This is a genomic window from Paraburkholderia phytofirmans OLGA172 (genome assembly GCF_001634365.1).
Taxonomy (GTDB): domain Bacteria; phylum Pseudomonadota; class Gammaproteobacteria; order Burkholderiales; family Burkholderiaceae; genus Paraburkholderia.
In genome coordinates this window covers 3,336,803-3,359,405 of record NZ_CP014579.1, presented here as the reverse complement: position 1 = coordinate 3,359,405, position 22,603 = coordinate 3,336,803, and the positions used below count along the sequence as shown (strand labels likewise).

At 58.2% G+C, this 22,603-nt stretch carries 20 protein-coding genes and 1 pseudogene; 7 read left to right on the top strand and 14 right to left on the bottom strand.

Annotated features, from left to right (window positions below; translation table 11 throughout):
- Nucleotides 1-194: 194 nt before the first annotated feature.
- Together AYM40_RS34890 and AYM40_RS34885 are read right to left on the bottom strand one after the other, a co-directional pair.
- Nucleotides 195-710: a hypothetical protein gene (locus tag AYM40_RS34890; RefSeq protein ID WP_063500472.1), complete on the bottom strand. Its 516-nt coding sequence runs from the start codon at nt 708-710 to the stop codon at nt 195-197.
- Nucleotides 711-831: 121 nt separating this feature from the next.
- Nucleotides 832-1,350: a hypothetical protein gene (locus tag AYM40_RS34885; protein WP_063500471.1), complete on the bottom strand. Its 519-nt coding sequence runs from the start codon at nt 1,348-1,350 to the stop codon at nt 832-834.
- Between the two features lie 85 nt (nt 1,351-1,435).
- Here AYM40_RS34885 and AYM40_RS34880 point away from each other — a divergent pair, with 85 nt between their 5' ends.
- The gene (locus AYM40_RS34880; protein WP_063496049.1) at nt 1,436-2,518 is read left to right on the top strand and encodes an IS630 family transposase; all 1,083 of its coding nucleotides are present in this window, start codon (nt 1,436-1,438) and stop codon (nt 2,516-2,518) included.
- A gap of 225 nt (nt 2,519-2,743) precedes the next feature.
- Here the strand turns inward: AYM40_RS34880 and AYM40_RS34875 are convergent, their stop codons facing one another.
- The 9 genes from AYM40_RS34875 to AYM40_RS43070 all read right to left on the bottom strand — a co-directional run bounded on the left by AYM40_RS34875 (nt 2,744) and on the right by AYM40_RS43070 (nt 9,875).
- Complete coding sequence (locus AYM40_RS34875) at nt 2,744-3,259, bottom strand: hypothetical protein (RefSeq protein WP_063500470.1); 516 nt, start codon at nt 3,257-3,259, stop codon at nt 2,744-2,746.
- Complete coding sequence (locus AYM40_RS34870) at nt 3,259-3,933, bottom strand: hypothetical protein (RefSeq protein WP_063500469.1); 675 nt, start codon at nt 3,931-3,933, stop codon at nt 3,259-3,261. The genes AYM40_RS34875 and AYM40_RS34870 overlap by 1 nt, the downstream gene beginning before the upstream one ends.
- Nucleotides 3,934-4,094: 161 nt before the next feature.
- Entirely contained in the window at nt 4,095-4,622 is a 528-nt protein-coding gene (locus tag AYM40_RS34865) for a hypothetical protein (RefSeq protein WP_063500468.1), read from the bottom strand.
- A 120-nt stretch (nt 4,623-4,742) separates the two neighbouring features.
- Nucleotides 4,743-5,261, bottom strand: coding sequence for a hypothetical protein (locus tag AYM40_RS34860; RefSeq protein ID WP_063500467.1), 519 nt, complete (start codon nt 5,259-5,261; stop codon nt 4,743-4,745).
- Nucleotides 5,262-5,466: 205 nt separating this feature from the next.
- Entirely contained in the window at nt 5,467-5,982 is a 516-nt protein-coding gene (locus AYM40_RS34855) for a hypothetical protein (RefSeq protein ID WP_063500903.1), read from the bottom strand.
- A gap of 401 nt (nt 5,983-6,383) precedes the next feature.
- Complete coding sequence (locus AYM40_RS34850) at nt 6,384-6,773, bottom strand: hypothetical protein (RefSeq protein ID WP_236721042.1); 390 nt, start codon at nt 6,771-6,773, stop codon at nt 6,384-6,386.
- A gap of 121 nt (nt 6,774-6,894) precedes the next feature.
- The gene (locus AYM40_RS34845) at nt 6,895-7,413 is read right to left on the bottom strand and encodes a hypothetical protein (RefSeq protein WP_063500466.1); all 519 of its coding nucleotides are present in this window, start codon (nt 7,411-7,413) and stop codon (nt 6,895-6,897) included.
- Nucleotides 7,410-9,590, bottom strand: coding sequence for a DUF6531 domain-containing protein (locus AYM40_RS34840; protein WP_236721041.1), 2,181 nt, complete (start codon nt 9,588-9,590; stop codon nt 7,410-7,412). The genes AYM40_RS34845 and AYM40_RS34840 overlap by 4 nt, the downstream gene beginning before the upstream one ends.
- A 54-nt stretch (nt 9,591-9,644) precedes the next feature.
- The gene (locus tag AYM40_RS43070; RefSeq protein WP_236721040.1) at nt 9,645-9,875 is read right to left on the bottom strand and encodes a hypothetical protein; all 231 of its coding nucleotides are present in this window, start codon (nt 9,873-9,875) and stop codon (nt 9,645-9,647) included.
- Nucleotides 9,876-10,086: 211 nt separating this feature from the next.
- On the opposite strand from AYM40_RS43070, the gene AYM40_RS41670 reads away from it, so the two are divergent.
- Nucleotides 10,087-10,260, top strand: coding sequence for a hypothetical protein (locus AYM40_RS41670; RefSeq protein WP_158515381.1), 174 nt, complete (start codon nt 10,087-10,089; stop codon nt 10,258-10,260).
- Nucleotides 10,261-10,529: 269 nt separating this feature from the next.
- On the opposite strand, the gene AYM40_RS34835 is transcribed toward AYM40_RS41670, so the two are convergent.
- Together AYM40_RS34835 and AYM40_RS43065 are read right to left on the bottom strand one after the other, a co-directional pair.
- On the bottom strand, nt 10,530-10,796 hold the full coding sequence (locus tag AYM40_RS34835) for a cupin domain-containing protein (RefSeq protein WP_063500465.1): 267 nt from the start codon (nt 10,794-10,796) through the stop codon (nt 10,530-10,532).
- Between the two features lie 64 nt (nt 10,797-10,860).
- A pseudogene (locus tag AYM40_RS43065) lies at nt 10,861-10,995 on the bottom strand (phospholipase domain-containing protein); the annotation flags it as partial.
- A 347-nt stretch (nt 10,996-11,342) separates the two neighbouring features.
- Here AYM40_RS43065 and AYM40_RS34825 point away from each other — a divergent pair.
- The 4 genes from AYM40_RS34825 (at nt 11,343) to AYM40_RS34810 (ending at nt 18,793) form a co-directional block, all read left to right on the top strand.
- Nucleotides 11,343-13,322: an amylo-alpha-1,6-glucosidase gene (locus AYM40_RS34825; RefSeq protein WP_063500463.1), complete on the top strand. Its 1,980-nt coding sequence runs from the start codon at nt 11,343-11,345 to the stop codon at nt 13,320-13,322.
- Between the two features lie 51 nt (nt 13,323-13,373).
- Nucleotides 13,374-16,181, top strand: coding sequence for an MGH1-like glycoside hydrolase domain-containing protein (locus AYM40_RS34820; RefSeq protein WP_063500462.1), 2,808 nt, complete (start codon nt 13,374-13,376; stop codon nt 16,179-16,181).
- Between the two features lie 174 nt (nt 16,182-16,355).
- Nucleotides 16,356-17,957, top strand: coding sequence for a glucose-6-phosphate dehydrogenase (gene zwf, locus AYM40_RS34815; RefSeq protein ID WP_063500461.1), 1,602 nt, complete (start codon nt 16,356-16,358; stop codon nt 17,955-17,957).
- Between the two features lie 35 nt (nt 17,958-17,992).
- On the top strand, nt 17,993-18,793 hold the full coding sequence (locus tag AYM40_RS34810; RefSeq protein WP_063500460.1) for an ROK family protein: 801 nt from the start codon (nt 17,993-17,995) through the stop codon (nt 18,791-18,793).
- Between the two features lie 97 nt (nt 18,794-18,890).
- Here the strand turns inward: AYM40_RS34810 and AYM40_RS34805 are convergent, their stop codons facing one another.
- Nucleotides 18,891-19,886: an aldo/keto reductase gene (locus AYM40_RS34805; RefSeq protein ID WP_063500459.1), complete on the bottom strand. Its 996-nt coding sequence runs from the start codon at nt 19,884-19,886 to the stop codon at nt 18,891-18,893.
- A gap of 455 nt (nt 19,887-20,341) precedes the next feature.
- Between AYM40_RS34805 and AYM40_RS34800 the strand changes: the two genes are divergently transcribed.
- Nucleotides 20,342-22,534: a TonB-dependent receptor gene (locus AYM40_RS34800; protein WP_063500458.1), complete on the top strand. Its 2,193-nt coding sequence runs from the start codon at nt 20,342-20,344 to the stop codon at nt 22,532-22,534.
- Nucleotides 22,535-22,603: the final 69 nt, after the last annotated feature.

Genomic DNA, 22,603 nt, shown 5'->3' with positions numbered 1-22,603 from the left:
GCATATTTTTTCCCTCGTCGCGCCCGACAGTCTTTCCGTGGCTGCCCGTGATGTGCGGGCCGACATTCTGCGGCGCGGCAACGCCGAGCGAATATCATCGACTGTGAAATGCGCCACTGCTCGCGAGCGGTGATCGCGCCTTTTTCGGTCGGATAAAAATAGAAACATGTTAGTCAATCGGTTCTATCACGCTGCTACGGTTCGATGCGGAAGCCGTTCGGCGGCGTGCCGAAATACGGATAGATCTTGCGTGCACACGCCATAATGTCGGGTGGTCCGTAGGAGACACCGGTATCCCACGGGTGATCCCCGAAGGCGATCCAGTCACCTTCCATCGGCATTATCACGAAGTGGTCGTAGTTCACGCCAAGTGCATCAGCCGGACTGTCGCCAGGGTCCTGCATCATTAAATCGAAAAATTCGACGTATGTGTTATCCCGTCCATACACGAAGCCCGGATATTTTCCAAAGTGGTAGTGAAAATACTTGAAGGGGTCCGGTTTCAAAATCACCGTTGCAAAGTCAGTCGTGCCCTTGATGGCAAGTAGCGTCTGTACAAGTCCGAATAGACGTGGCGTAACAATGTCGAACGGATCGAAGTAAAGCAGTTTTTCACGCGGCACATTCGCGAGCAACCGCACGCCCGCGTTCGCGCGATCCCATAGCGGGGTAAACTCCGTCAGATCATATATGTAATCTAATTGGCTCATTACCTATCCGGTCTGACCTTGAACTTCGCCTGATCTTCACCCGCGATGTACCTGGAACAAGCGTCGCCGCCCTAAACGACAAGCGGCGCTGGTCGAAGTTGTAAAGTACTTTGAACCGGGTTCAGGTCGATCGCGGGGGCTGGTCCGGATTTTCGTAGAACGCGAACGACTCCCTGGCGAACGTCATCACGTCAGGCGGACCTGTCAGGACACCAGTGCCTCCATCCCATCCCCGATCGGCGTACATGAACCATTCGCCTGATATCGGCAACACAACATACTGTTCTGAATAGAAGCCAATCGCGTCGGCTGGACTATCTCCGGGGTCCATCATCAGTATGTCGATAAAGTCATCGTCACTGTGATGCGCCTTAACGATGAAACCCGGATACTTGCCAAAATGGAAATGAAAGTAGCTAAATGGATCTGGGTTCAGAACGATCACAGCGAATTCACCCGTTCCCTTGAAGTTCGCGATTTCTCGAATAAGGCCTTGGAAAATCTGCGTGGCAATGTTTGAAGAATCAAAGTGAAGCAACTCCGAGGCCGGAGTCGCTGCCACCTTCTGAGCGCAGGCACGCGCACGCTGCCAAAGCGACGTGAACGTTTCGCGGTCGTAGATGAAATCAATGTTACTCATCGTGTTGCTAGTGTTCCGTCCCAGAAATAACTTTACGTAAATTGGGATTGTTCTATGATCGAACGGTGATGGACAGGAGGCGATCATGGGACGCAAGGGGATCGAGGTTGTGGTGTCAGAACTGGAGCGAGAACAGTTGCTGTCCATGAGTCGCTCGCGTTCGTTGCCTCATTCTCTGGTCCGTCGGGCAAAGATTGTCCTGATGGCCGCTGACGGTCACACGACCAAGGAAATTGCGATGCAGTGCGAAGTGACGCCACCGGCGATCACGCACTGGAAGAAGCGGTTTGTCGCTCAGGGGCTTGCGGGTCTGCATGATGAAGCTCGCCCAGGCCGACCGCGCACACATGACGACGAGGCGGTCGCGGAATTGCTGGCCAGGGTGTTGCATGAGAAGCCGGACGGGGCAACGCACTGGAGCGTGCGTTCTGCTGCCGCGCGGACAGGGATTTCGAAGAGTTCGGTGGCCCGGTATCTGTCGCTGTTCGGTATACAGCCCCATCGTTCAAAGAGCTTCAAGCTGTCTACCGATTCATTCTTCGTCGAGAAGGTGCGCGATATTGTCGGGCTGTACCTGAGCCCGCCCACCAACGCCCTGGTGCTGTGCGTCGACGAGAAGAGCCAATGTCAGGCGCTGGAGCGCACGCAGCCGATGCTGCCGATGGGGCTGGGCTATCTCGAAGGGGTGACGCATGATTACGTCCGGCATGGCACCACAACCCTGTTCGCTGCGCTCAATGCAGCAACGGGCGAAGTCATTGCTCAATGCAAGCCGCGCCACCGGCATCAGGAATTCCTGGCGTTCCTCAGGCATATTGACCAGGTGGTGCCGGTCGATCTCGATGTGCATCTGATCGTCGACAACTACGCGACACACAAGCATCCGAGGGTCAGGGCGTGGCTCGCCAGGCATACGCGCTACCACATGCACTTCACGCCAACCTACTCGAGCTGGCTGAATCAGGTTGAACGCTGGTTTGGCCTGATTACGCAGCAGGCGATCCGTCGCGGGTCATTCAGAAACGTGCGCCAGCTCATCGCCAGCATCGAGCGTTATACCGAGCAGTACAACCAGCACAAGCGGCCGTTCGTATGGACCGCGACAGCCGATTCCATTCTGCAGAAAGTGACCCGGCTATGCAAAGTTATTTCTGGGACGGAACACTAGCAGGATCTTGAAATTTGCTGACGCGAGCCAGCATGGAGGGAGTCTGCATTGCGCTCGTCTTGGTTCAACTGCACTGATTGCAAGCCATAACACGGCCGTAAAGATTCATACATCGGAATAGAGGGCTCATCGGGTACGCTGAAAGGGCACGATCAGTTGCGCCCATCCAATATCTGCCGGGAGCGTGCCTCAGCTCTAGCCAGCCAACAAACTTGAAGCCATTGACTAGGGCTCAATCCGGAAGCCAATCGGAGGTGCGATGAAGAACGGATAGAAATTCCTCGCACATTCCATGAGGCCCGGAGGGCCATAGAACACACCGGTCTCCCACGACCTGTCACCAAAAGCGATCCAGTCGCCATCAACCGGCAATAGCACATAGTGTTCATGATTCACTCCAAGCGCATCGGCTGGACTGTCACCCGGATCCTGCATCATGAAGTGGAAGAACTCTTCGTCGGTGTTCTCTGCGCCGTGAACGAAGCCCGGATATTTGCCAAAGTGATAGTGAAAGTAATTCAACGGATGTGGCTTCAGAATCAATGTCGCGAAGTCGCTCCTGCCTTCGAACGCCAGCAGTGTCTGTATAAGGTCGAAGAATTTTTGCGTCGCGATATCGATCGGATCGAAGTAGAGCAACTCATCGCGCGGCGTGCTCGCAAGCAACTGAATGCCCGCATTCGCGCGATCCCGTAGCGTCGTGAACGACGCCAGGTCGTGGATGTAATCTAGTTGGGTCATTACTTACCACCTTGAGGTTTATCCAATCGAATTTTAACCGTGGCCTTGTCTGCACTGGTTGGAAAGTATTCGGCCGTAGGACCACCGGACCTCGACTCGTCTCGCACCGTGTACTTGAGATCGCCCTTTTTGAAAATATCGGTTTTGCCGTCCTTGCTTAGCGTCTGCGTCCAACCCTCATTACGCAGATTTGCTTCGAACTCAGCTTTCGTCACGTCCGTCTCAATGTTCCGAACGCTAAATCCTTCTGTTGCGTCTGCCCATTCGGAAGTTGTGCGCCCCGGCGGAATCCCATCAACCTCTGTCTCCGCGGCGGGTTTGCACATCTCCTTGATGCGCTCCCAGTTTTCAGCAACCTTCTTCGTGCCCTGACCGATGCCATATCTGACTACCGGATTCTGCAGAAGCCGGTAGACCATCACGATACCGCGCACAGTACCGTCAATCAGTCCCGCCGAGAAATGGCATCCGCTACATACGGTCGACGTGCCCAGGAAGTTATCGCCCAGCAAGCGGCGCGCGCCCTGGAGATTGGCGGGCGGCCCTACCGGTGAATCACCGTAGTTATAGTTATCAATCCACTGGTTGATTTCCTCGCTGGAAATCGCGATGTCCGTGCCGTCGTTCAGATCAAGAACGCTGCCGTCCTTTGCAGCCGTGCCTGTACGCGACACGACCTGGCCATCTGGTGAATAGCCGAACCTGACCTTGAGTTCGGAGGAGGATGTAAAGGCGTGATATCTCCCGAAATGATGATAAAAATAGTCGTCCGATGTTGAAAGAGGCGCGACAACCGCAACTTTTTCTTGATCAACGACGTTTTGTATCTATAGCACTAGTCAACTATCCGAAAATTTGGACCGGGGTAAAGGAAGAAAGGATAGTGTTCGTGACTGAACTTGAGGACATCTGAGGGCCCAGTTAAGGCGCTCATTTCCTTGCTCCAGTTCCCGTAAACGAACCAACTCCCATTGACCGGCACAATCGCATAACGTTGAGCATTGCTTGCCAACGCATCTGCCAAGCTGTCACCTGGGTCAGCGTTTAGAAATGAAAAGTAGTCGTCGACACTGTGCTCTGGGCCAACGAAGAAAGCGGGATATTTTTTGAAATGGTGATGAAAATAAGTAAACGGGTCGGGGCGGAGCGCAAGTACGGCGAAAGTATCTGCACTCTCGAACGCTAGGAGCGCACGGATAAAGAAGAAAAACATCGGCGTGGAGATATCGATCGAGTCGAAATAGAGCGTCGGCTCGGTGCGTGACGAATCCGCCAATGTTTGCACCGCTGCATTAGCGCGATTCCATAACGGCAGGAAATCTTCTAAATTGTTCACAAAGTTACTTTTTTGTCGATCAATCATTTTCCATCCAAGCGGATTTCTATAGTAGCTTTTCCACCACCCTCGGCGTAAGCGGCGGTAATGGTCCGTTCGTTCGGATCATCCGGAGTGGGCCGAGTCGTAACGTAACCCGAACCGGGTTCAGGTCGATCTGAAGGCCTGGTCTGGATTTTCGTAGAACGCGAAAGACTCCCTGGCGAACGACATCACGTCAGGCGGACCTGTCAGGACACCAGTGCCTCCATCCCATCCCCGATCGGCATACATAAACCATTCGCCTGATATCGGCAGCACAACATACTGTTCTGAATAGAAACCAATCGCGTCGGCGGGACTATCTCCGGAGTCCATCATAAGTATGTCGATAGAGTCATCGTTGCTGTGACGTGCCTTGACAATGAATCCAGGATACTTGCCAAAATGGAAATGAAAGTAGCTGAACGGATCTGGATTCAGAACAATCATAGCGAATTCACCATTTCCCTTGAAGTTCGCGATATCTCGAATAAGGGCTTTGAAAACCTGCGTGCCGATGTTTGAAGAATTAAAGTGAAGTAACGCCGAAGCTGGTGTCGCTGCCACCTTTTCAACGCAGGCACGCGCACGCTGCCAAAGCGACGTAAACGTTGCGCGGTCGTAGATGAAATCAATGTTGATCATTTAGCCTGCCGAATTTTGACAGTTGCATCCTTGGAACCAGCACCGAGGTAATCTGCAGTTGCCCAGTCCTGATTCGTCTGCGCTAATTGCAGCTCGTGGCACTACCGCACGGTTCGCATGCTGGAATAACGCATCTTTCGGATATATGGAATGGCGCGATCCGCTACACCTGTTCCGTATCAGGTGGAAGTGTGCTTCCGCTTACTTAGCCAACAATTTTGAAGCCTTCCCTGGGATCAAGAAAAAACGGATAGAAATTGCGTGCAAACGAAATAATGTCCGGAGGGCCCGATAGCACGCCCATCTCCCATTTTCTGTCTGAGTACACGAACCAATCTCCGGGGATCGGCAAGACTGCATATCGTTCTGAGTTCGCCCAAAGACAGTCCGCCGGGCTGTCGCCTGGGTCCTTTTGCCAGGACTCAAAGAAGTCGTCATCGGTGTGTTCAGCACGATGTACAAAACCAGGGTACTTGCCGAAATGAAAATGAAAATAGTTGAACGGGTCCGGCTTCAGAACTAGCGAGGCAAAGTCTGTGGTGCCCTTGAATGCAAGCATGGCTCGAATGAGATCGAAGAATTTTTGAGTCGATATGTCGACGGAATCAAAGTAAAGCAGATCCGTGGACGGAATGTCGGCCAGTGATTTCGCGCCTGCGCTCGCACGCTCCCAAAGCGGTAAGAAAGTCGCGGAATCACCAATAAAGTCAATGTTGTTCATCTTGGAGGTCGTACCCACCACATATCATTCTCGCGCCGCGACCGACAATCCGAACGTTGCTGACCCCGAGGTGCGGGCCGAGATTCTGCGGCGCGGCAACGCCGAACGGAGATCATCGACTGTGAAATGCATCACCGCCCGAGAGCGGTGACCGTGCGGCAATGACGACCACTAGCGGCCACCAACCTGAAGCAATGAAGGAGGAGCGATCACTCGCGCCTTTTTCATTTGGTTCAGCCAATGAACACTGTTAAAAGCCCTGCTTGACGCGGCGGCTATGGCTCGACGCGGAAGTGCTCCGGGGGCTTGATGAAAAACGGATAGAAACTACGAGCGAGTTCCATAATGTCCGGGGGGCCATAGAACACACCGATCTCCCATGACCTGTCACCAAAAGCGATCTAATCACCGATCACCGGAAAAATCACGTAATGCTCGTGATTCACTCCGAACGCATCCGCTGGACTGTCTCCAGGAGCCTGCATCATGAAATCGAAGAACTCGACATACGTGTTGTCTCTCCCATGAATGAACCCCGGATATTTTCCGAAATGATAGTGAAAGTATTCGAATGGGTCTGGTTTCAAAATCACTGTTGCAAGGTCGGTCGTGCCCTTAGACGCCACTAACGCCTGCAAAAGTTCAAAGAACTTGGGCGTCGCAATATCGAACGGATCGAAGTACAGCAGTTCTTCGCGCGGCACATTCGCAAGCAACCGCACGCCCGCGTTCGCGCGATCCCATAGACGGGTAAACTCCGCCAGATCATTTATGTAATCTAATTGGCTCATTACCTATCCGGAAAAATTTTGAACTTCGCCTGATCTTCACCTGCGATGTACTCGCAACCAGCGCTACCGTCCTAAACGGCACGCGGCGCTGGCCGAAGTTATAAAGTAACCTGAACCGGGTTCAGATCGATCGGGGAGGCTGGTCTGGATTTTCGTAGAACGCGAACGACTCCCTGGCGAACATCATCACGTCTGGCGGACCTGTCAGGACACCAGTGCCTCCATCCCATCCCCGATCGGCATACATAAACCATTCGCCTGATATCGGAAGGACAACATACTGTTCCGAGTAGTAGCCAATCGCGTCGGCTGGACTATCACCAGGGTCCGTCATCAGCATCTCGCTAAAGTCATTGTTGCTGTGGTGCGCCTTAACGATGAATCCCGGATACTTGCCGAAATGGAAATGAAAGTAGCTGAACGGATCTGGGTTCAAAACGATCATAGCGAATTCACCCGTTCCCTTGAAGCTCGCGATATCTCGAATAAGAGCTTTGAAAATCTTCGTGCCGATGTTTGAAGAATCGAAGTGAAGCAGATCCGAGGCTGGAGTCACTGCCACCTTTTGCGCACACACGCACGCACGCTGCCAAAGCGACAAAAACGTTTCGCGGTCGTGGATGAAATCAATGTTGCTCATTTAGCCAGCCGGATTTTGAGGGTTGCATCGGCCGCACCTGGAGGATAAAAATCTGCGGTGGGGTTGCCGTGATTCGACTCATCCCGGACGCCATAGCGGCTCCCGTTCTTTGAGAAGATATCCATCTTGCCATCCTTGGTCAGTGTCTGAGTCCAGCCGTTGTTCCGCAAGTTTGCCTCAAATTCTGCCTTGCCAACATCGGTCTCGATATTCCGTGTGCTTCGACCCGTCGTAATGTCTCTGTACTCTGAAGTGATCCGCCCCGGCGGAATCCCATCAACCTCTGTCTCCGCGGCGGGTTTGCACATCTCCTTGATGCGCTCCCAGTTTTCAGCAACCTTCTTCGTACCCTGACCGATGCCATATCTGACTACCGGATTCTGCAGAAGCCGGTAGACCATCACGATACCGCGCACAGTACCGTCAATCAGTCCCGCCGAGAAATGGCATCCGCTACATACGGTCGACGTGCCCAGGAAGTTGTCGCCCAGCAAACGGCGCGCGCTCTGGAGATTGGCGGGCGGCCCTACCGGTGAATCACCGTAGTTATAGTTATCAATCCACTGGTTGATTTCCTCGCTGGAAATCGCGATGTCCGTGCCGTCATTCAGATCAAGAACGCTGCCGTCTTTTGCAACCGTGCCCGTACGCGACACGACCTGGCCATCTGGTGAATAGCCGAACCTGACCTTGAACACGCGGCGGATACCGCCATTCGCAGGACTCGCATTTTCATTGAATTTGAATAGGTCAATGCGTGCGCGCCGGTCGTAACGAAGATAAAAGTCGCCGGTTGGGTTGTAGCCGTACAGAACACGGTGAGCCGCATCACGCGAGATCATTTCCGTAGCGTCCTGAATCTCGCCGAGCGCGATGATCGCGAAGGCGTTAGCCGTTGCGTCGCGCGTGACTTGCCATTGTCCGGTGACCTTTCCGTTCGCCATCTGCTGAACGAACGCGAGCCGGTTAAATGCGTCATAGGTCATCCCGTACGCCATCGTCACGCCGTCCGCCTTTCCTGCGTCGAAGGCGCTGGCGCCGGTCGCGTCGGTAGTCGGTATCTCGCTAACGCCAGTCGTATTACCGTTCGCGTCGTACACGAAAGACTGGATCAATCTGGGTGACGCAATCATCGACGGACGCAGACTTGTTGCGTCGGCATAACGGATGGTGGATATCGACGTACCGGACGCACTTCTCACTGTCGCCCGAACTGGCCGTCCAGTGTCGTCGTAGCTGTATTCGGAGGTGCCGCCGCCTGCGTCTGCATCTTTCAGGAGATTGCCCGACGCATCCCAGGTCGAACTGCTATTGCCCGCCGTGGACGTGGTCCCGGTTGGTCGGAGCATTCCGCCAATCGACGACATATTCAGCGTGGTGGCGCCTTTGCTACCGGTGATGACCGTCGAGCCAGTGTTATAGGCAAACTGTACGTTTTGCGCGGCGTTGGGATGGCTAACCGCCACGGCCCGTCCCTGAGCATCGTAGCTCCACGTCGCAACGCGGTTGCCCGCCTCATCGATCTCGCCAGTCAGCGCATTCTTGAAACGGGCATCGTCGTAGACATAGCGGTGGGCATAGCCATCAGGCCAGGTGACCGAAACGAGATTGCCATTCGCGTCGTACCCGTACTGCGTCATGCGGCTCAAGGGGTCGTTCAGGCGTGAAAGACGGTTCTTGTCGTCATAGTCAAGGCGAAGCGTGATGTCGTTCTTCGCGTCCGTGCCTGCTGCATGCTGCGTGATCGTGGTCAGCAGCCCTGAGCCACCGTAGGTCAGCGTTCGGACAAATCCTGTCTTCAGGCTCTCCGAAAGCAACATGCCTTGGGCAGAATACGATTCGACGGTATCGGTCTTGAGATCGGTCAGCGTCCATCCGGAGCCGTTCTGTACCAGCGCAAGGCCGGTAAAGCCCGCTGTACGCCAGGTGCCGGCTGACCAGTTGAATGTGACAGGTTCACCGTTCTCGCGATACGCAAGCACTTTGGACGAGCTACCGCTGTTGGCGTTCGCGAGTCCCAGGTTGCGTTGCCAGCTATGGAACCAGACCGGTCCCATCGCCGTGGCGGAATTGCCTAGTGACTTGGATCGGTAGGTCCGTGTGAACCGCATCGGAATGTCGTCGCCGCTGACGAAGTCCGCTTCAGTCAGGGTGACGGCACCATTGCCCGGATACACCGGGTCAGCGACGGGACAGCTCGCTTCTGGTTCTTCCGTAGTGGGTGTCGCGCACTACGCGTCGATAAGCGGCAAACTAACGCAGTTGTAGTACTGCATGCCGCCTGGTACGCCGGCGTATGCATCCCACCGGCAGGTGGGCGAACCCGGTTTTGCGCCGGTTGCTGTCCACACCGCGTTGCAGTCCGCCGCGTTTGCGCCGAACGCGAACATCAGTAATGCGAGTGCCGCCAGTAGACGGGCCAGGTTGCCTGCTGGCCCAAAAAACTGTTTGTTTATTCTCATACGTCTCCCTTTTTGTCTCGCGTCGTTAGAAATGCGTAATAACTCGACACTGCATCGGGGAGTTGGGAGTCAAAATGGGACAACTCTGAAAAACGCCGTCGCGCGATACTTCTTCACAAATCGGCTGAAATTGGCAGCTTCAAAGCAGGGCCGGCGCTAACCTGCGCGCCAACAACGACCACCGTGCGGGCGTCGAGCGGAGGCGAAAACGATGGAAGTTTCGATCTACAACGAAGGGGAACATTCGGTACGCGCCGTCGTTGACCGTGACACCATCAACGATTCGCCGATTGATGCGGGCTTGACCGACAAGTTAGGCACGCCGGGCGGCATCATCGAACTGTGTGAGTTGAAGGCAGGGGCGGACGAAGTACGAGCGTCGTAATTCTTGGACAAAAAAATGGCCCGCTGTCGGCCGGCCCTTAGTAGGCAAAAGAACGCGGCTTACACCAGCTAATGCTGGGTGGACGCGTTGCCCTGAAGGGGGCATGTCTTCGTAGACGCAGAGCTCTCGCAACTTCAGGCGCTAACGTGTAATGACAAGGACGTCATGTTTTCGGGGGCGCTGCGCGCGCCTTAAAATCTGTTGCCGCGACGGCGATCATGGTGTGGCGCTTTACGGCTTCACTCCGCACGCCGACAATTCACGCGCTCCTACTTCCTTCCTACCAGATACGTCACACCATTCGGCCCGTAGCGTTCGGCATGCGGTTTGTTCGCTGGCAGGTGGAAGACGTCGCCGGCTTTATACGTCTGCTCCGTCTCGCCCACACGGATGTGCAACTCGCCGTCCAGAATCAATGCCTTCGCCTCGAACGGATGCTCGTGAACATCCATCGAGGTGTTCGCCTCCCGTGTCACAACGACGGTCTCAGCGAAACCTTCTTTCGTCAGGTTTTCAGTAAACGTTTCGCGGTCCATGGCGTCTCCATCGTGAAGCAGTGCCGGACATTCAATGTAACGCTGTCCGTCAGTTCATGCAGAGCGTCTCGCTGAGCGACTTGGCAGCCTCGACCGTGTAGCGCAACGGACCATCCGTACGATTCGTCGAGTACACATAGAAAGGCGCACCTTGGCTGCCGCTATTGGCAAACACGATTTCAAACGTGTTCTTCTTTTGCGCGACAACGTTATTAACGGTGCTCGGCGATGAAGACACTGACGCCGAGGCGGAGTCATCGGCGCCACAACCGCTCAACGCGAATGTTGCAAGTGCAACGAAAACGGCGCTGGCCAGACGCGTGTCTGTTCTCATGGCTGCATCGCAATTTGTGACGGCGGATGCAGTGTCCATTCCCTTCGAGAAACAATTGTGAAACGTTTGCGAGTGAACAAAGCTTAACAATTCGTGTTGGCCGATCGAAAGGAAACGGAAAGCCATAGGCAGGACAATAGTCACGCTAACGCCACGCGCCTGAAGTCCAGGCACACCGAAAGATTTGCGGTTTGCATAACCTCGGTAAGTGCATGACACACATCGACCGACCGTTCGACCTCACGCGCCTCGAAGACGAATGGCTCGAAGCAGACGGCTTTGGCGGCTTCGCATCGGGAACCGTCGGCACGCTGCGCACGCGCCGCTATCACGCGTTGCTGCTCACGGCCACACGTGCGCCCGGTGGGCGCGTGGTGCTCGTCAACGGTATCGAAGCCTGGCTCGAAGCGGACGGTAAGCATTATCCATTGAGCATGCAGCGATACATGCCGGACGTGATCTATCCGGACCTGACGGCGAGTCTTCTCGAGTTCGACACCGAGCCGTGGCCGACATGGCGTTTCCAACTTGATCCGCACCTAACGCTGATAGCGGAAGTGTTCGTGAGCACGGCGACGCGCGAAACAGTTTTGCGCTGGCGGCTGGAAGGCTCAGACGCCACTTTTGCCACGGCCGCGTTCAGTCTGAAAGTCAGGCCGTTGCTCTCCGGCCGCGACTACCACGCGCTGCACCATGAGAATCCCGCGTTCAACTTTAACGCGCAGACAAGTGGCGGCCAGGCCTGCGTGAGTTGGCAACCCTACGGTGACCTGCCGGTCATCAACGCCGTAACAAACGGCGTCTACACGCACGCGCCTGATTGGTACCGAAACTTCTGCTACGTTCGCGAGCGCGAGCGTGGCCTTGATTTTAGCGAGGACCTTGCCACGCCCGGCGTGTTCAGCTTCAATCTTGCCGATGGTGAAGCGGTGATGATCTTCAGCGCGTCGATCGCATCCTCGACATCGGCGCGGGCAGGCACGAACGCAGTCGCCCACGCCGTCGAACTCGCGCGCATCGAACAGCAGCGCCGCAGCGCACTCGGCTCACGGCTGCAGCGTTCCGCCGATGCCTACGTCGTAGCGCGCAACGAGGGCCGCACGATTCTCGCCGGCTTTCCATGGTTCACCGATTGGGGCCGCGACACGTTCATCGCCATGCGCGGCCTGCTGATCGCGGCGGGCCGCCTCGACGAAGCCGAAGCGATCCTGCTCGAATGGTCGGGCGCCTTGTCCGAAGGCATGCTGCCGAATCGCTTCCCCGACTATGGCGACACCCCGGAATACAACTCCGTCGATGCATCGTTATGGTTCGTCATCGCCGTCCACGACTATCTGGCGACGAACCACGCGAACGCCGACACCCGAACGCGCCTGCAACAGGCTGTCGAGGCCGTCCTCACGGGCTACACGAACGGCACGCGCTTCAACATCAAGGCATCCCCCGACGACGGCCTCCTGAGCGCCGGCGTCCCCGGCGTACAACTCACGTGGATGGATGCAAAGGTCGGCGACTGGGTGGTCACGCCACGGATCGGCAAACCCGTGGAAGTGCAGGCGCTCTGGATCAACGCATTGCGCATTGCAGCAACGTGGAATCCGCAATGGCAGCCGCCTGCGCAGCGAGCACTGCAATCGTTCCATGAACGCTTTACCGATCCGTCGACGCAAGCGCTAGTCGACAACGTCGACGTGGATTTCCTGAAAGGGACAGTCGATCGCTCGATCCGTCCGAACCAGATCTTCGCCGTGGGCGGTCTGCCGTTTCCGTTACTCGAAGGCGCGGCGGCGCGCGCAGTGGTCGATCAGGTCGAAACCCATTTGCTCACGCCGCTCGGCCTCAGAACGCTGGCCCCGTCCGATCCGGCCTATCGCGGGCACTACGGCGGCACTCCGCTGCAGCGCGATGGCGCCTATCATCAAGGGACAGTCTGGCCATGGCTGCTAGGCCCGTTCGTCGAAGCATGGCTGCGGGTTCACAGCGCCGAACCGGATGCCCGTGCACAAGCCAAAGCGCGCTTTCTCGACCCGCTGTACGCGCATCTCGATCACGCCGGCCTCGACCATCTCTCCGAAATCGCCGACGGCGACGCGCCGCACACACCCGCCGGCACGCCGTTTCAGGCGTGGTCGCTGGGGGAGTTGCTGCGCATCGAAAATCTGCTTGCCCGGTTGGAGCCCATCGCCGCTTAAACAGCGCTACGATGTGAGTCCCACCGCCAGGCCCGACGCAAGGACATCGTCATGCCACCGCTGCGCGCTGCCAATCTGTTCGACACGATCGAAGGTGCCCGCCTGCACTCGGCCGACTGTGCCCATTGGCAGCGCTGGGGGCCATATCTCAGTGAGCGTCAATGGGGCACGGTGCGTGAGGATTACAGCCCGGACGGCACCGCCTGGGACCACTTTCCACACGACCATGCACGCAGCCGCGCCTACCGTTGGGGCGAAGACGGCATCGCCGGTTTCGGCGACGACAAACTCAGCTGGTGTGTGTCGCTCGCGCTGTGGAACCGCAAAGACCCAATCCTGAAGGAACGTCTGTTCGGCCTCACGAACGCGCAGGGCAATCACGGCGAGGACGTCAAGGAGTTGTACTTCTACCTCGATGGCACACCTACGCATTCGTACATGCGGATGCTCTACAAGTACCCGCATGCCGCCTTTCCGTACGACGACCTGATTCAGGAAAACGCGCGACGCGGCGGTGACATGCCGGAATACGAAATCCTCGACACCGGCGTGTTCGACGATTTGCGTTACTTCGACGTGCAGGTCGAATACGCGAAGCACGGGCCCGACGACGTCCTGATGCGCGTGACGATCGAGAATCGCGCGGACGAGGCGGCCTCACTCGATGTGCTGCCGCAAATCTGGGCGCGCAATTCGTGGTCGTGGAAGGAGAACAAGGACAAACCGTCGCTCGTTGCGGGCCACGACCACAACGGCGAAGTCCACGTGGTCGGCCGTCAGCATGGCCATGAGCCGATCGTCGTGACAGCGTGGTCGAAAGACGCGCCGCAGATGACGTGGCTGTTCTGCGAGAACGACACCAACGTCAAGCGCCTATTCAACATGGATGGCACGGGGCCGTTCAAAGACGGCTTCAACGACTACCTCATCCATGGCGACGAACAGGCGGTACGCCGCGACGCCGGCACCAAGGCGGGTGCGCACGCGTCAATTGAGCTCGGCCCGCATGGCCGCGCCGTGGTGACCATGCGCTGGCGTCCGCAGTCGAGTCCCGATGACGCGCAACTCGATGCCGATGCGGTATTCGCTCACCGCCTCGCCGAGGCCAATGAGTTCTATGGCGCGCTGCAGCACGAGATCGACGATCCCGACGCGCGCCTCGTGCAGCGCCAGGCGCTTGCCGGCATGTTGTGGTCCAAGCAGTACTACCAGTACGACGTGCAGCGCTGGCTCGAAGGCGATCCACTGCAGCCCAAGCCGCCTGGGTCCCGCAAACGCGGGCGCAATGCGGACTGGCGGCATCTGTGCAACGCTGACATCGTGTCGATGCCTGACAAGTGGGAATATCCGTGGTACGCGTCGTGGGACCTGGCGTTTCATGCGGCCGCCTTCGCGCTGATCGATCCCGCGTTTGCCAAGCGTCAATTGCTGCTGCTGGTGAAGGACCGCTATCAGCATCCAAACGGCCAGATGCCCGCTTACGAATGGGCGCTCGGCGACGCGAATCCCCCTGTACATGCGTGGGCCGCCTGGCGTGTGTACGAAATCGACCGTGCGCTCACGGGCAAAGCGGATCGAGATTTTCTGGAACTCGTCTTCCACAAGCTGTTGCTGAACTTCACGTGGTGGGTGAACCGCAAGGATGCGGACGGCCACAACGTCTTTCAGGGCGGCTTTCTCGGGCTGGACAACGTCGGCATTTTCGACCGCTCGTCGCCGCTGCCGACCGGCGGCCATATCGATCAGGCCGACGGCACCGCGTGGATGGCCGCGTACGCGCTCGACCTGATGCGTATCGCGCTCGAGCTCGCGTATGCGAACCACGTGTTCGTCGATATCGGCGTGAAATTTTTCGAGCACTTCCTGTATATCGCCGAGGCCGTGAGTTGCGACGACGGTTGCGATACGGGGCTATGGGACAGCGAAGACGAATTCTTCTACGACAAACTGCGACTGCCCGACGGCAGCAATATTCCGATGCGCCTGCGCTCGATTGTCGGCCTGATTCCGCTTTTCGCCGTGCACGTGCTCGAAGAACGTTTGCATGGTCACTTGCCGGGTCTGCGCGAGCGGCTCGTCTGGTTCCTCGAACATCGCCCCGATCTGGCGAAGCTGGTGTCGCGCTGGAACGAGCCCGGCAAGGGCAATGCGTTGCTGCTCTCGCTATTGCGCGGGCATCGGATGAAAGCATTGCTGCGCCGCGCGCTCGACGAGAGCGAATTCCTCTCCGATCACGGCGTGCGGGCGTTGTCGCGATTCCATCGCGACCATCCGTTCGAGTTCAACCACAACGGCACCAGCGTCACCGTCAAGTACCTGCCGGCCGAATCCGACACCCGCGTGTTCGGCGGCAATTCGAATTGGCGCGGACCGGTGTGGATGCCGGTGAACTATCTGCTGATTGAATCGCTGTACGAATTTCATCGCTACTACGGCGACGATTTCCGCGTCGAATATCCGACCGGCTCGGGGCAGAAGTTCTCGCTCTGCGAAATCGGCGACGAACTGGCGCGCCGGGCAACCACCTTGTTCCTGAAGGACAAAAACGGCGAACGTCCGGTGATGGGCGCGTATCCGCTCCTGCAGGCCGACCCGCGTTCGCGCGATCTCGTTCTGTTCCATGAGTATTTCCATGGCGACAATGGGCGTGGTGTGGGCGCTTCGCATCAAACCGGTTGGACCGGGCTGGTGGCGTTGCTTCTGCAACCGAGGGCGATGGCCGCGTCGGGTAATGTGCCGCTGGCAGGCGAGCCGGACCGGGCGCCGATTCCCACGTCGACTACGGCGCCCGCCCCCGCTTGCCCGCCGGAGTCTGCGCCCGAACCTGCGTCTGCGCTGACAACGGCAGTGAGCAAGTAGCAAGTAGCGAGTAGCGAGAATCGAGTAGCGACCCAGCCGCGCGCGAGGTTACATAACCCATACAGCGCGCGCCGGGCAGCTTGAGTCGTTGTTTTTGAACTGTGCGGGTTCAAGCGTGGTCTTTCATGTACCGCCACGTCCGTTCCATTGGCTTCCCTTCCTTAAGCGAATCCCATGTCGACTACTCCGAACACCCCAACTTCCGCCCCTCGCGAACCCAGCTGCAAAGTCAGCGCGGGTCCCCATGAGGCGCCGTCGTCGCCGGCCGGCAAGCGGCCTGCGCCGCCTTGCACGCTGGTGATCTTCGGTGCGGGTGGCGACCTGACCAAACGGCTGCTGATGCCCGCGCTGTACAACCTCGCGGTGGACGGCCTGCTCGACGACGGCATGAAGATCGTCGGCGTGAATCACGGCGAGCGCGAGACGAGCGCATGGCGCGAGGACCTGCACACGTCGCTGCAACAGTTCGCCGCCGACAAAGCCAGCACCTTCCATGCCGGCAAGCTCGACGACAAGGCGTGGGAGTGGGTGGCGCAACGGCTCGAATACATGGCCGGCGAATTCGAAACCGATGACACGTTCACGAAGCTCAAGCAAAAGCTCGATCAAACGCCGGGCGGCAACGTGATTTTTTACCTGGCGGTCAGCTCGCGCTTTTTCAAGCCGATCGTCGAGCATCTCGGCAAAGCGGGCTTGCTGAAAGAAGGCGGGGGCGACGCGGGCGGCTTCCGCCGCATCGTGATCGAAAAGCCATTCGGTACCGATCTCGCCTCGGCGCGCGATCTGAACGCGCACATTCTGTCGTACGCGAACGAGTCGCAGGTGTATCGAATCGATCACTTTCTCGGTAAGGACACCGTGCAAAGCATTCTCGCGGTGCGCTTCGCGAACGCCTTGTTCGAACCGAACTGGCGGCGCGAATATATCGACAGCGTGCAAATCACCGCTGCCGAAACAATCGGCGTGGAGGGGCGCGGCAAGTTTTACGAGCAGACCGGTGCGTTCCGCGACATGCTGCCGAACCACCTGTTCCAGTTGCTCGGCATGGTCGCGATGGAGCCGCCGAATTCGTTCGACGCCGAAGCCGTGCGCGACAAGAAGGCTGAAATCTTCGACGCGATCCAGCCGCTGAGTGCCGGCGACGTCGTCTTCGGTCAATACGACAAGGGGCCGGCGGGCGTCGGCTATCGTGAGGAGCCGGACGTCGCGCCGGGCAGCACGACCGAAACCTACGCCGCCGCACGCGTGTACGTCGAGAACTGGCGTTGGGCGGGCGTGCCGTTTTATCTGCGCACCGGTAAGCGGCTTGCCGCGCGCCGTACGGAGATATCGGTGCAACTGAAGCCGGTGCCGTTCCGTCTGTTCCGCGATACGCCGGTCGACGCGCTAACGCCGAACGTGCTGACCTTGCGCATCGATCCCGCACACGGCACGAGCTTCGACTTCAACGTGAAGACACCGGGGCCGGTGATGCGGGTCGGCGCGGTGCAGTCGTCTTTCGACTATTCAGATTTCTTCGCGGAACGGGCCAATGTCGGCTACGAGACCTTGTTGTACGACTGCATGCTTGGCGACGAGACGTTATTCCAGCGCGCCGACAGCATCGAAACGAGCTGGTGCGCGGTGGACGACGTGCTGCACCCGAAGACCGGTGGCGCGATACCGGTGCACGGTTATCCGGCTGGCAGCGAGGGGCCCGCTGAGGCAGACGCGCTGCTCGCACGCGACGGCCATACATGGCGGCCTTTGAAGCGGGATGCAGTCGAAAAGAAGTAGCTTCGTGAGACGCACCAACACAATCGGGGGACCCCGTGGCCACACGTAAGACGACAGTAAAAAGCAGTGCCGAGCGGATTCTGGCGATCGATGTCGGCGGCACAGGCCTGAAAGCCGCGATTATCGATGCCGGCGGCCAGATGAAAACCGAGCGTTTGCGCGTGCCGACGCCGCATCCGTGCACGCCGGATCAACTGGTGGATGCGTTGGTGAAGCTGGTCGAGCCGCTCGTCGAAAAGGAGCGGCCCACGCTGATGTCGATCGGCTTCCCGGGCGTGGTGCGCAACAATCGCATTCTGACGGCGCCGCACTTTGGCGTTGAAGGCTGGCACGACATTCCGTTAGCGGAGTCGCTGGCACAACGCCTGGGCGGTCTGCCGGTGCGGATGATCAACGATGCCGAGATGCAGGGCTTTGCCGCGATCGAAGGTCATGGGCTCGAGTTCGTGCTGACGCTTGGCACGGGCGCGGGCACGGCGCTGTTTCGCGATGGCGAGTTGATGCCTCACCTCGAGCTTGCTCATCATCCGGTTAGTAAGAAGGGCGCGGCGTACGACGAGTACATCGGCGACGCGGCGCGCGAAAAGGCGGGAAATAAGCGCTGGAATCGCCGGGTCCAGAAGGTGATCGGGATTCTCGATTCGCTGGTGAACTTCGACAAGCTGTGGATTGGCGGCGGCAACGCGGCGCGGCTGACGTTCAAGTTACCCGCGAACGTCGCGACCGTATCGAACGATGCGGGGATTGAAGGCGGCGCGCGGCTGTGGCATCCGAAGTCGCTGCGCGAGACGCGGCAGTTGCCGGAGGCCAATGAGCGGACGGGCCGGTTCACGTGATGCGCGCGTCGGTGGGCGAGCCGTGTTGCGATACGGGCGGTGATTTTTCTGCCCTTGCGGCGGCCGGGCAACCGAAGCCGCCGTCAAAGGCAACCCACTACCTGGCCGCATCACCCCATCGATATTCGTGGGTAACTTCATCGAGCTGTGCCTTGACTTGTGCATCGAGCACCAGTTCCGAAGCAGCCAGCGTATCGCTCAACTGCTCAGCGCGACTGGCGCCGATGATCGCCGAGCTAATCAGCGGATTAGCCAACACCCACGCAAGAGAAATCCGAGTCAAAGACTCGCCGGTTGGTGCCGCAATCGCCTTCAACTTTTCGATCGTGTCGAATTCGCGCTTGTGCCAGTACCGCTCCTGGTACATCGCCCCCGCTTGCCCGACGGTTTCGGTAAATCGCCCGGACGTGGGCGCGGCATCCACCCGATGCTTGCCCGTCAGCAACCCACCCGCCAGCGGGTTATAAGGCATCACGGCTAATTGCTCTTCAGCCGCCAAAGGCAGCAGCTCCCTCTCGATCTGCCGGAACAACAGGTTATAGCGGGGCTGCACCGATACAAACCGCGCCGTGCGCAGCACATCAGCGCGGCCCAGAGCCCGCGCCAGCCGATAGGCCAGGAAATTCGACACGCCGATATACCGTGCCTTGCCCGATCGTACGATCACGTCCAGCGCCTCGAGCGTCTCATCGAGCGGCGTATTCGCATCGTCGGAGTGGAGCTGGTACAGGTCCACATAGTCCGTGCCGAGCCGCCGCAACGATGCGTCGATCGCATCCAGCAGATGCTTGCGCGACGCGCCTTGATCCCACGCCGACGGCCCCATCTTGCCAACCGCTTTCGTCGCCAGAATGAAGCGGTCGCGTTTGCCCTTCAGCCACCGTCCGACGATTTCCTCCGTGCGCCCGGCAATGCTCTCGCCGCCGCCGAGCGGATAAACGTTGGCGGTATCGATGAAGTTCACGCCGGCATCTGCCGCCGTGTCGAGAATGCGATGCGAGACATCTTCTTCCGTCTGCAGGCCAAAGGTCATTGTGCCGAGGCAGAGGCGCGAAACGGTCAGGCCAGTGCGGCCGAATTTGCGATATTGCATGGTCAACTCCGAAGCAGGACGGAACGGTTGCGGTATGCAGTGTTGCAAAAAGGATAAACGGTGCGGCGATTTCGTGTTCGATCCCCCGTGCATGCAGGCTTGGATGATTGTCAGTATTTAGAAAGTTTTTTGGTGTTGCTCAGTTGCGCAAATCGCCTTGCGGTTGGCTGTCTGATATTACAAATATGTAATGTGCTGCGAGAGATGACGCATTAAAAATTACGAATTCCATACTTCAGTAAAAAATGGAAACAATTTGATTACAGCGAGTAAACTTCAGCGCCATTGATGCGCCACCGCGTATGTGGAATGATATCGATTCTCATTTAACCATCAGCCAGCCATCCCGTCGTCTTTGCTCCAAGCAGGAGACCGGCAGCCAGCCAATTGCGGTTTGTCATTGATTCCATGTCGAACATGCGGATCTGGCAAACGCACTTCTGACGGGATTTCCCATGTTCAATCACACGCCGCTGGCGACAGCGTTAGCGCTAGCTTTTGCCGTGCCATTCGCCACGCCCGCGGTCGCGCAGACCGCGCCGCAAACCGCATCGCAGCCGTCGGCTCAAAACGCGCCGGCGAATACGGCGGCCGATAACGCGACCTTGCCGGCTATCGGCGTCGCGGCACAAGCCGAACAACAGGACTTCCAGGCAGACCGCGCCAGCGTCGGCGCCAAGACGCCCACTGCGTTGCGCGATATCCCGCAGACCGTCACCGTCATCAACAAAGCCGTCCTCGCGTCACAAGGCGCCACGTCGTTCCAGGATGCGCTGCGCAATGCGCCGGGCGTGACGATCGGCGCGGCCGAAGGCGGTCAGATTGGCAACAACATCAATTTGCGCGGCTTTAGCGCACAGAATGACATCTATCTGGATGGGTTCCGCGATCGCAACCAGTACTATCGCGACACCTTCGACCTCGAGGAACTCGAAGTACTGTACGGCCCGTCGTCGATGTTGTTCGGCCGCGGTTCGACCGGCGGCGTGATCGACCAGGTCAGCAAGAAAGCGAACCTGAAAGACTCGGCGGAAGTCTCGGCAATGGTCGGCACCGACGACCGCTATCGCACCACCGTCGACGTGAACCATAAGCTGACGGATACCGCGGCCATCCGCCTGAACGCATTCGGCCAAAGTCTGGGTTCGACGCGCGACGTGATGAAGAACAAGGACTACGGCATCGCGCCGGAAGTACGCTTCGGCATCGGCACGCCGACCGAAGTGACGATCTCCGCGCTGATCCAGCACAACTACGACATGCCGGATTACGGCGTGCAGGCGTTGAACGGATATCCTTCGCCGGTGCCGAAAAACACGTTCTATGGCCTTACCACCGACCGCACGATTCAGGACGTGCAGACGTTCACCGCCGCGATCAGGCACAAGTTCTCCGACAGTCTCACCCTGAGCAACCAGACGCAGTTCTCGCATTCACTGACCGACGCGCGCGAAACCGCGCCACAAGCCGTGTTGACGGGCCCGCTCGCCAGCAGCACCGCGCTGACTAACGGCAACTACACGACGCTGTCGCCGTCGCAGTTGTTCATCAAGTTGCAGAGCCACGATCGTGTGATCGAAAACCACTCGCTGTACAACGACACGATGCTCGAATACAAGTTCGACACCGGACCGCTCAAACATGATCTGATCGCCGGCTTCGAACTCGGCCACGACAGTTACACGAACCAGGCGTACACGCGCAACAATTTGCCGGTCGTTTCGATGGTGGATCCGGCTTATCTGTCGTCGCCCGCAGGCGTGACCACGACTGTCGGCAACCACGCCGATTCCGGGTCGAATGAAATCGCGGCCTACCTCAACGACACGATATCGCTCGGCCAACACTGGAAGGTGATCGGCGGTTTGCGTTGGGACCGCTTTCAGGCGCAGATCCACAACTCGATCACGGCGCCGCTTTACGCAAGTCAAACCAACTTCTTCACCAGTGTGCGCGCCGGTGTGATTTACCAGCCGACCGACTGGCAGTCGTACTACGTGTCGTATGGCACGTCGTTCGATCCGTCGCTCGAAGCCTTGACGGTGACCAACCTGACGCAGAACCTTGTGCCGGAGTCGACCAGGTCGTATGAAGTGGGCGGCAAGTGGGATCTGCTGGGCGGCAATATTTCGGTGACCTCCGCGTTCTTCCGCGAGGAGATGACTAACGCCCGCACGCAAGTTTCGCCGACTGAATATGAACTCGACGGCGACGTTCGCGTCGATGGTTTCCAGGCCGGCGTTACCGGGCACATCACCGACAAGTGGCAGGTGTTCGGCGGCTACACGTATATGGACGCCGTCATCCTGAAGGCGCTCGACGGCACGCAAGGGCACGTGCCGGCCAACACGCCACGCAATACGTTGACGCTCTGGACCACGTATGCGATCACGCCGCACTGGGAAATCGGCGGCGGCCCGACCTATATGTCGCCGCGCTACGCATCGAATACGAACTACGTGCAGGTCCCGGGCTACACCCGCTGGGACGCGACCGCCGCGTATCACGCGAAGAAATACGACGTGCGTCTGAATCTGCTCAACCTCACCAACAAACAGTACTATGACGCGCTGATTCCATCGGACGGTGGCCGTTCCGTTCCGGGTATCGGACGCACGCTGCTGGCGACGTTCGACTACCGGTTCTGAAGCGTGCCTCATTGATCCGGCGGGCTTGCCGCTCTCGCAAACGGCAGGCCGACTAAACGAGGCCAAGGA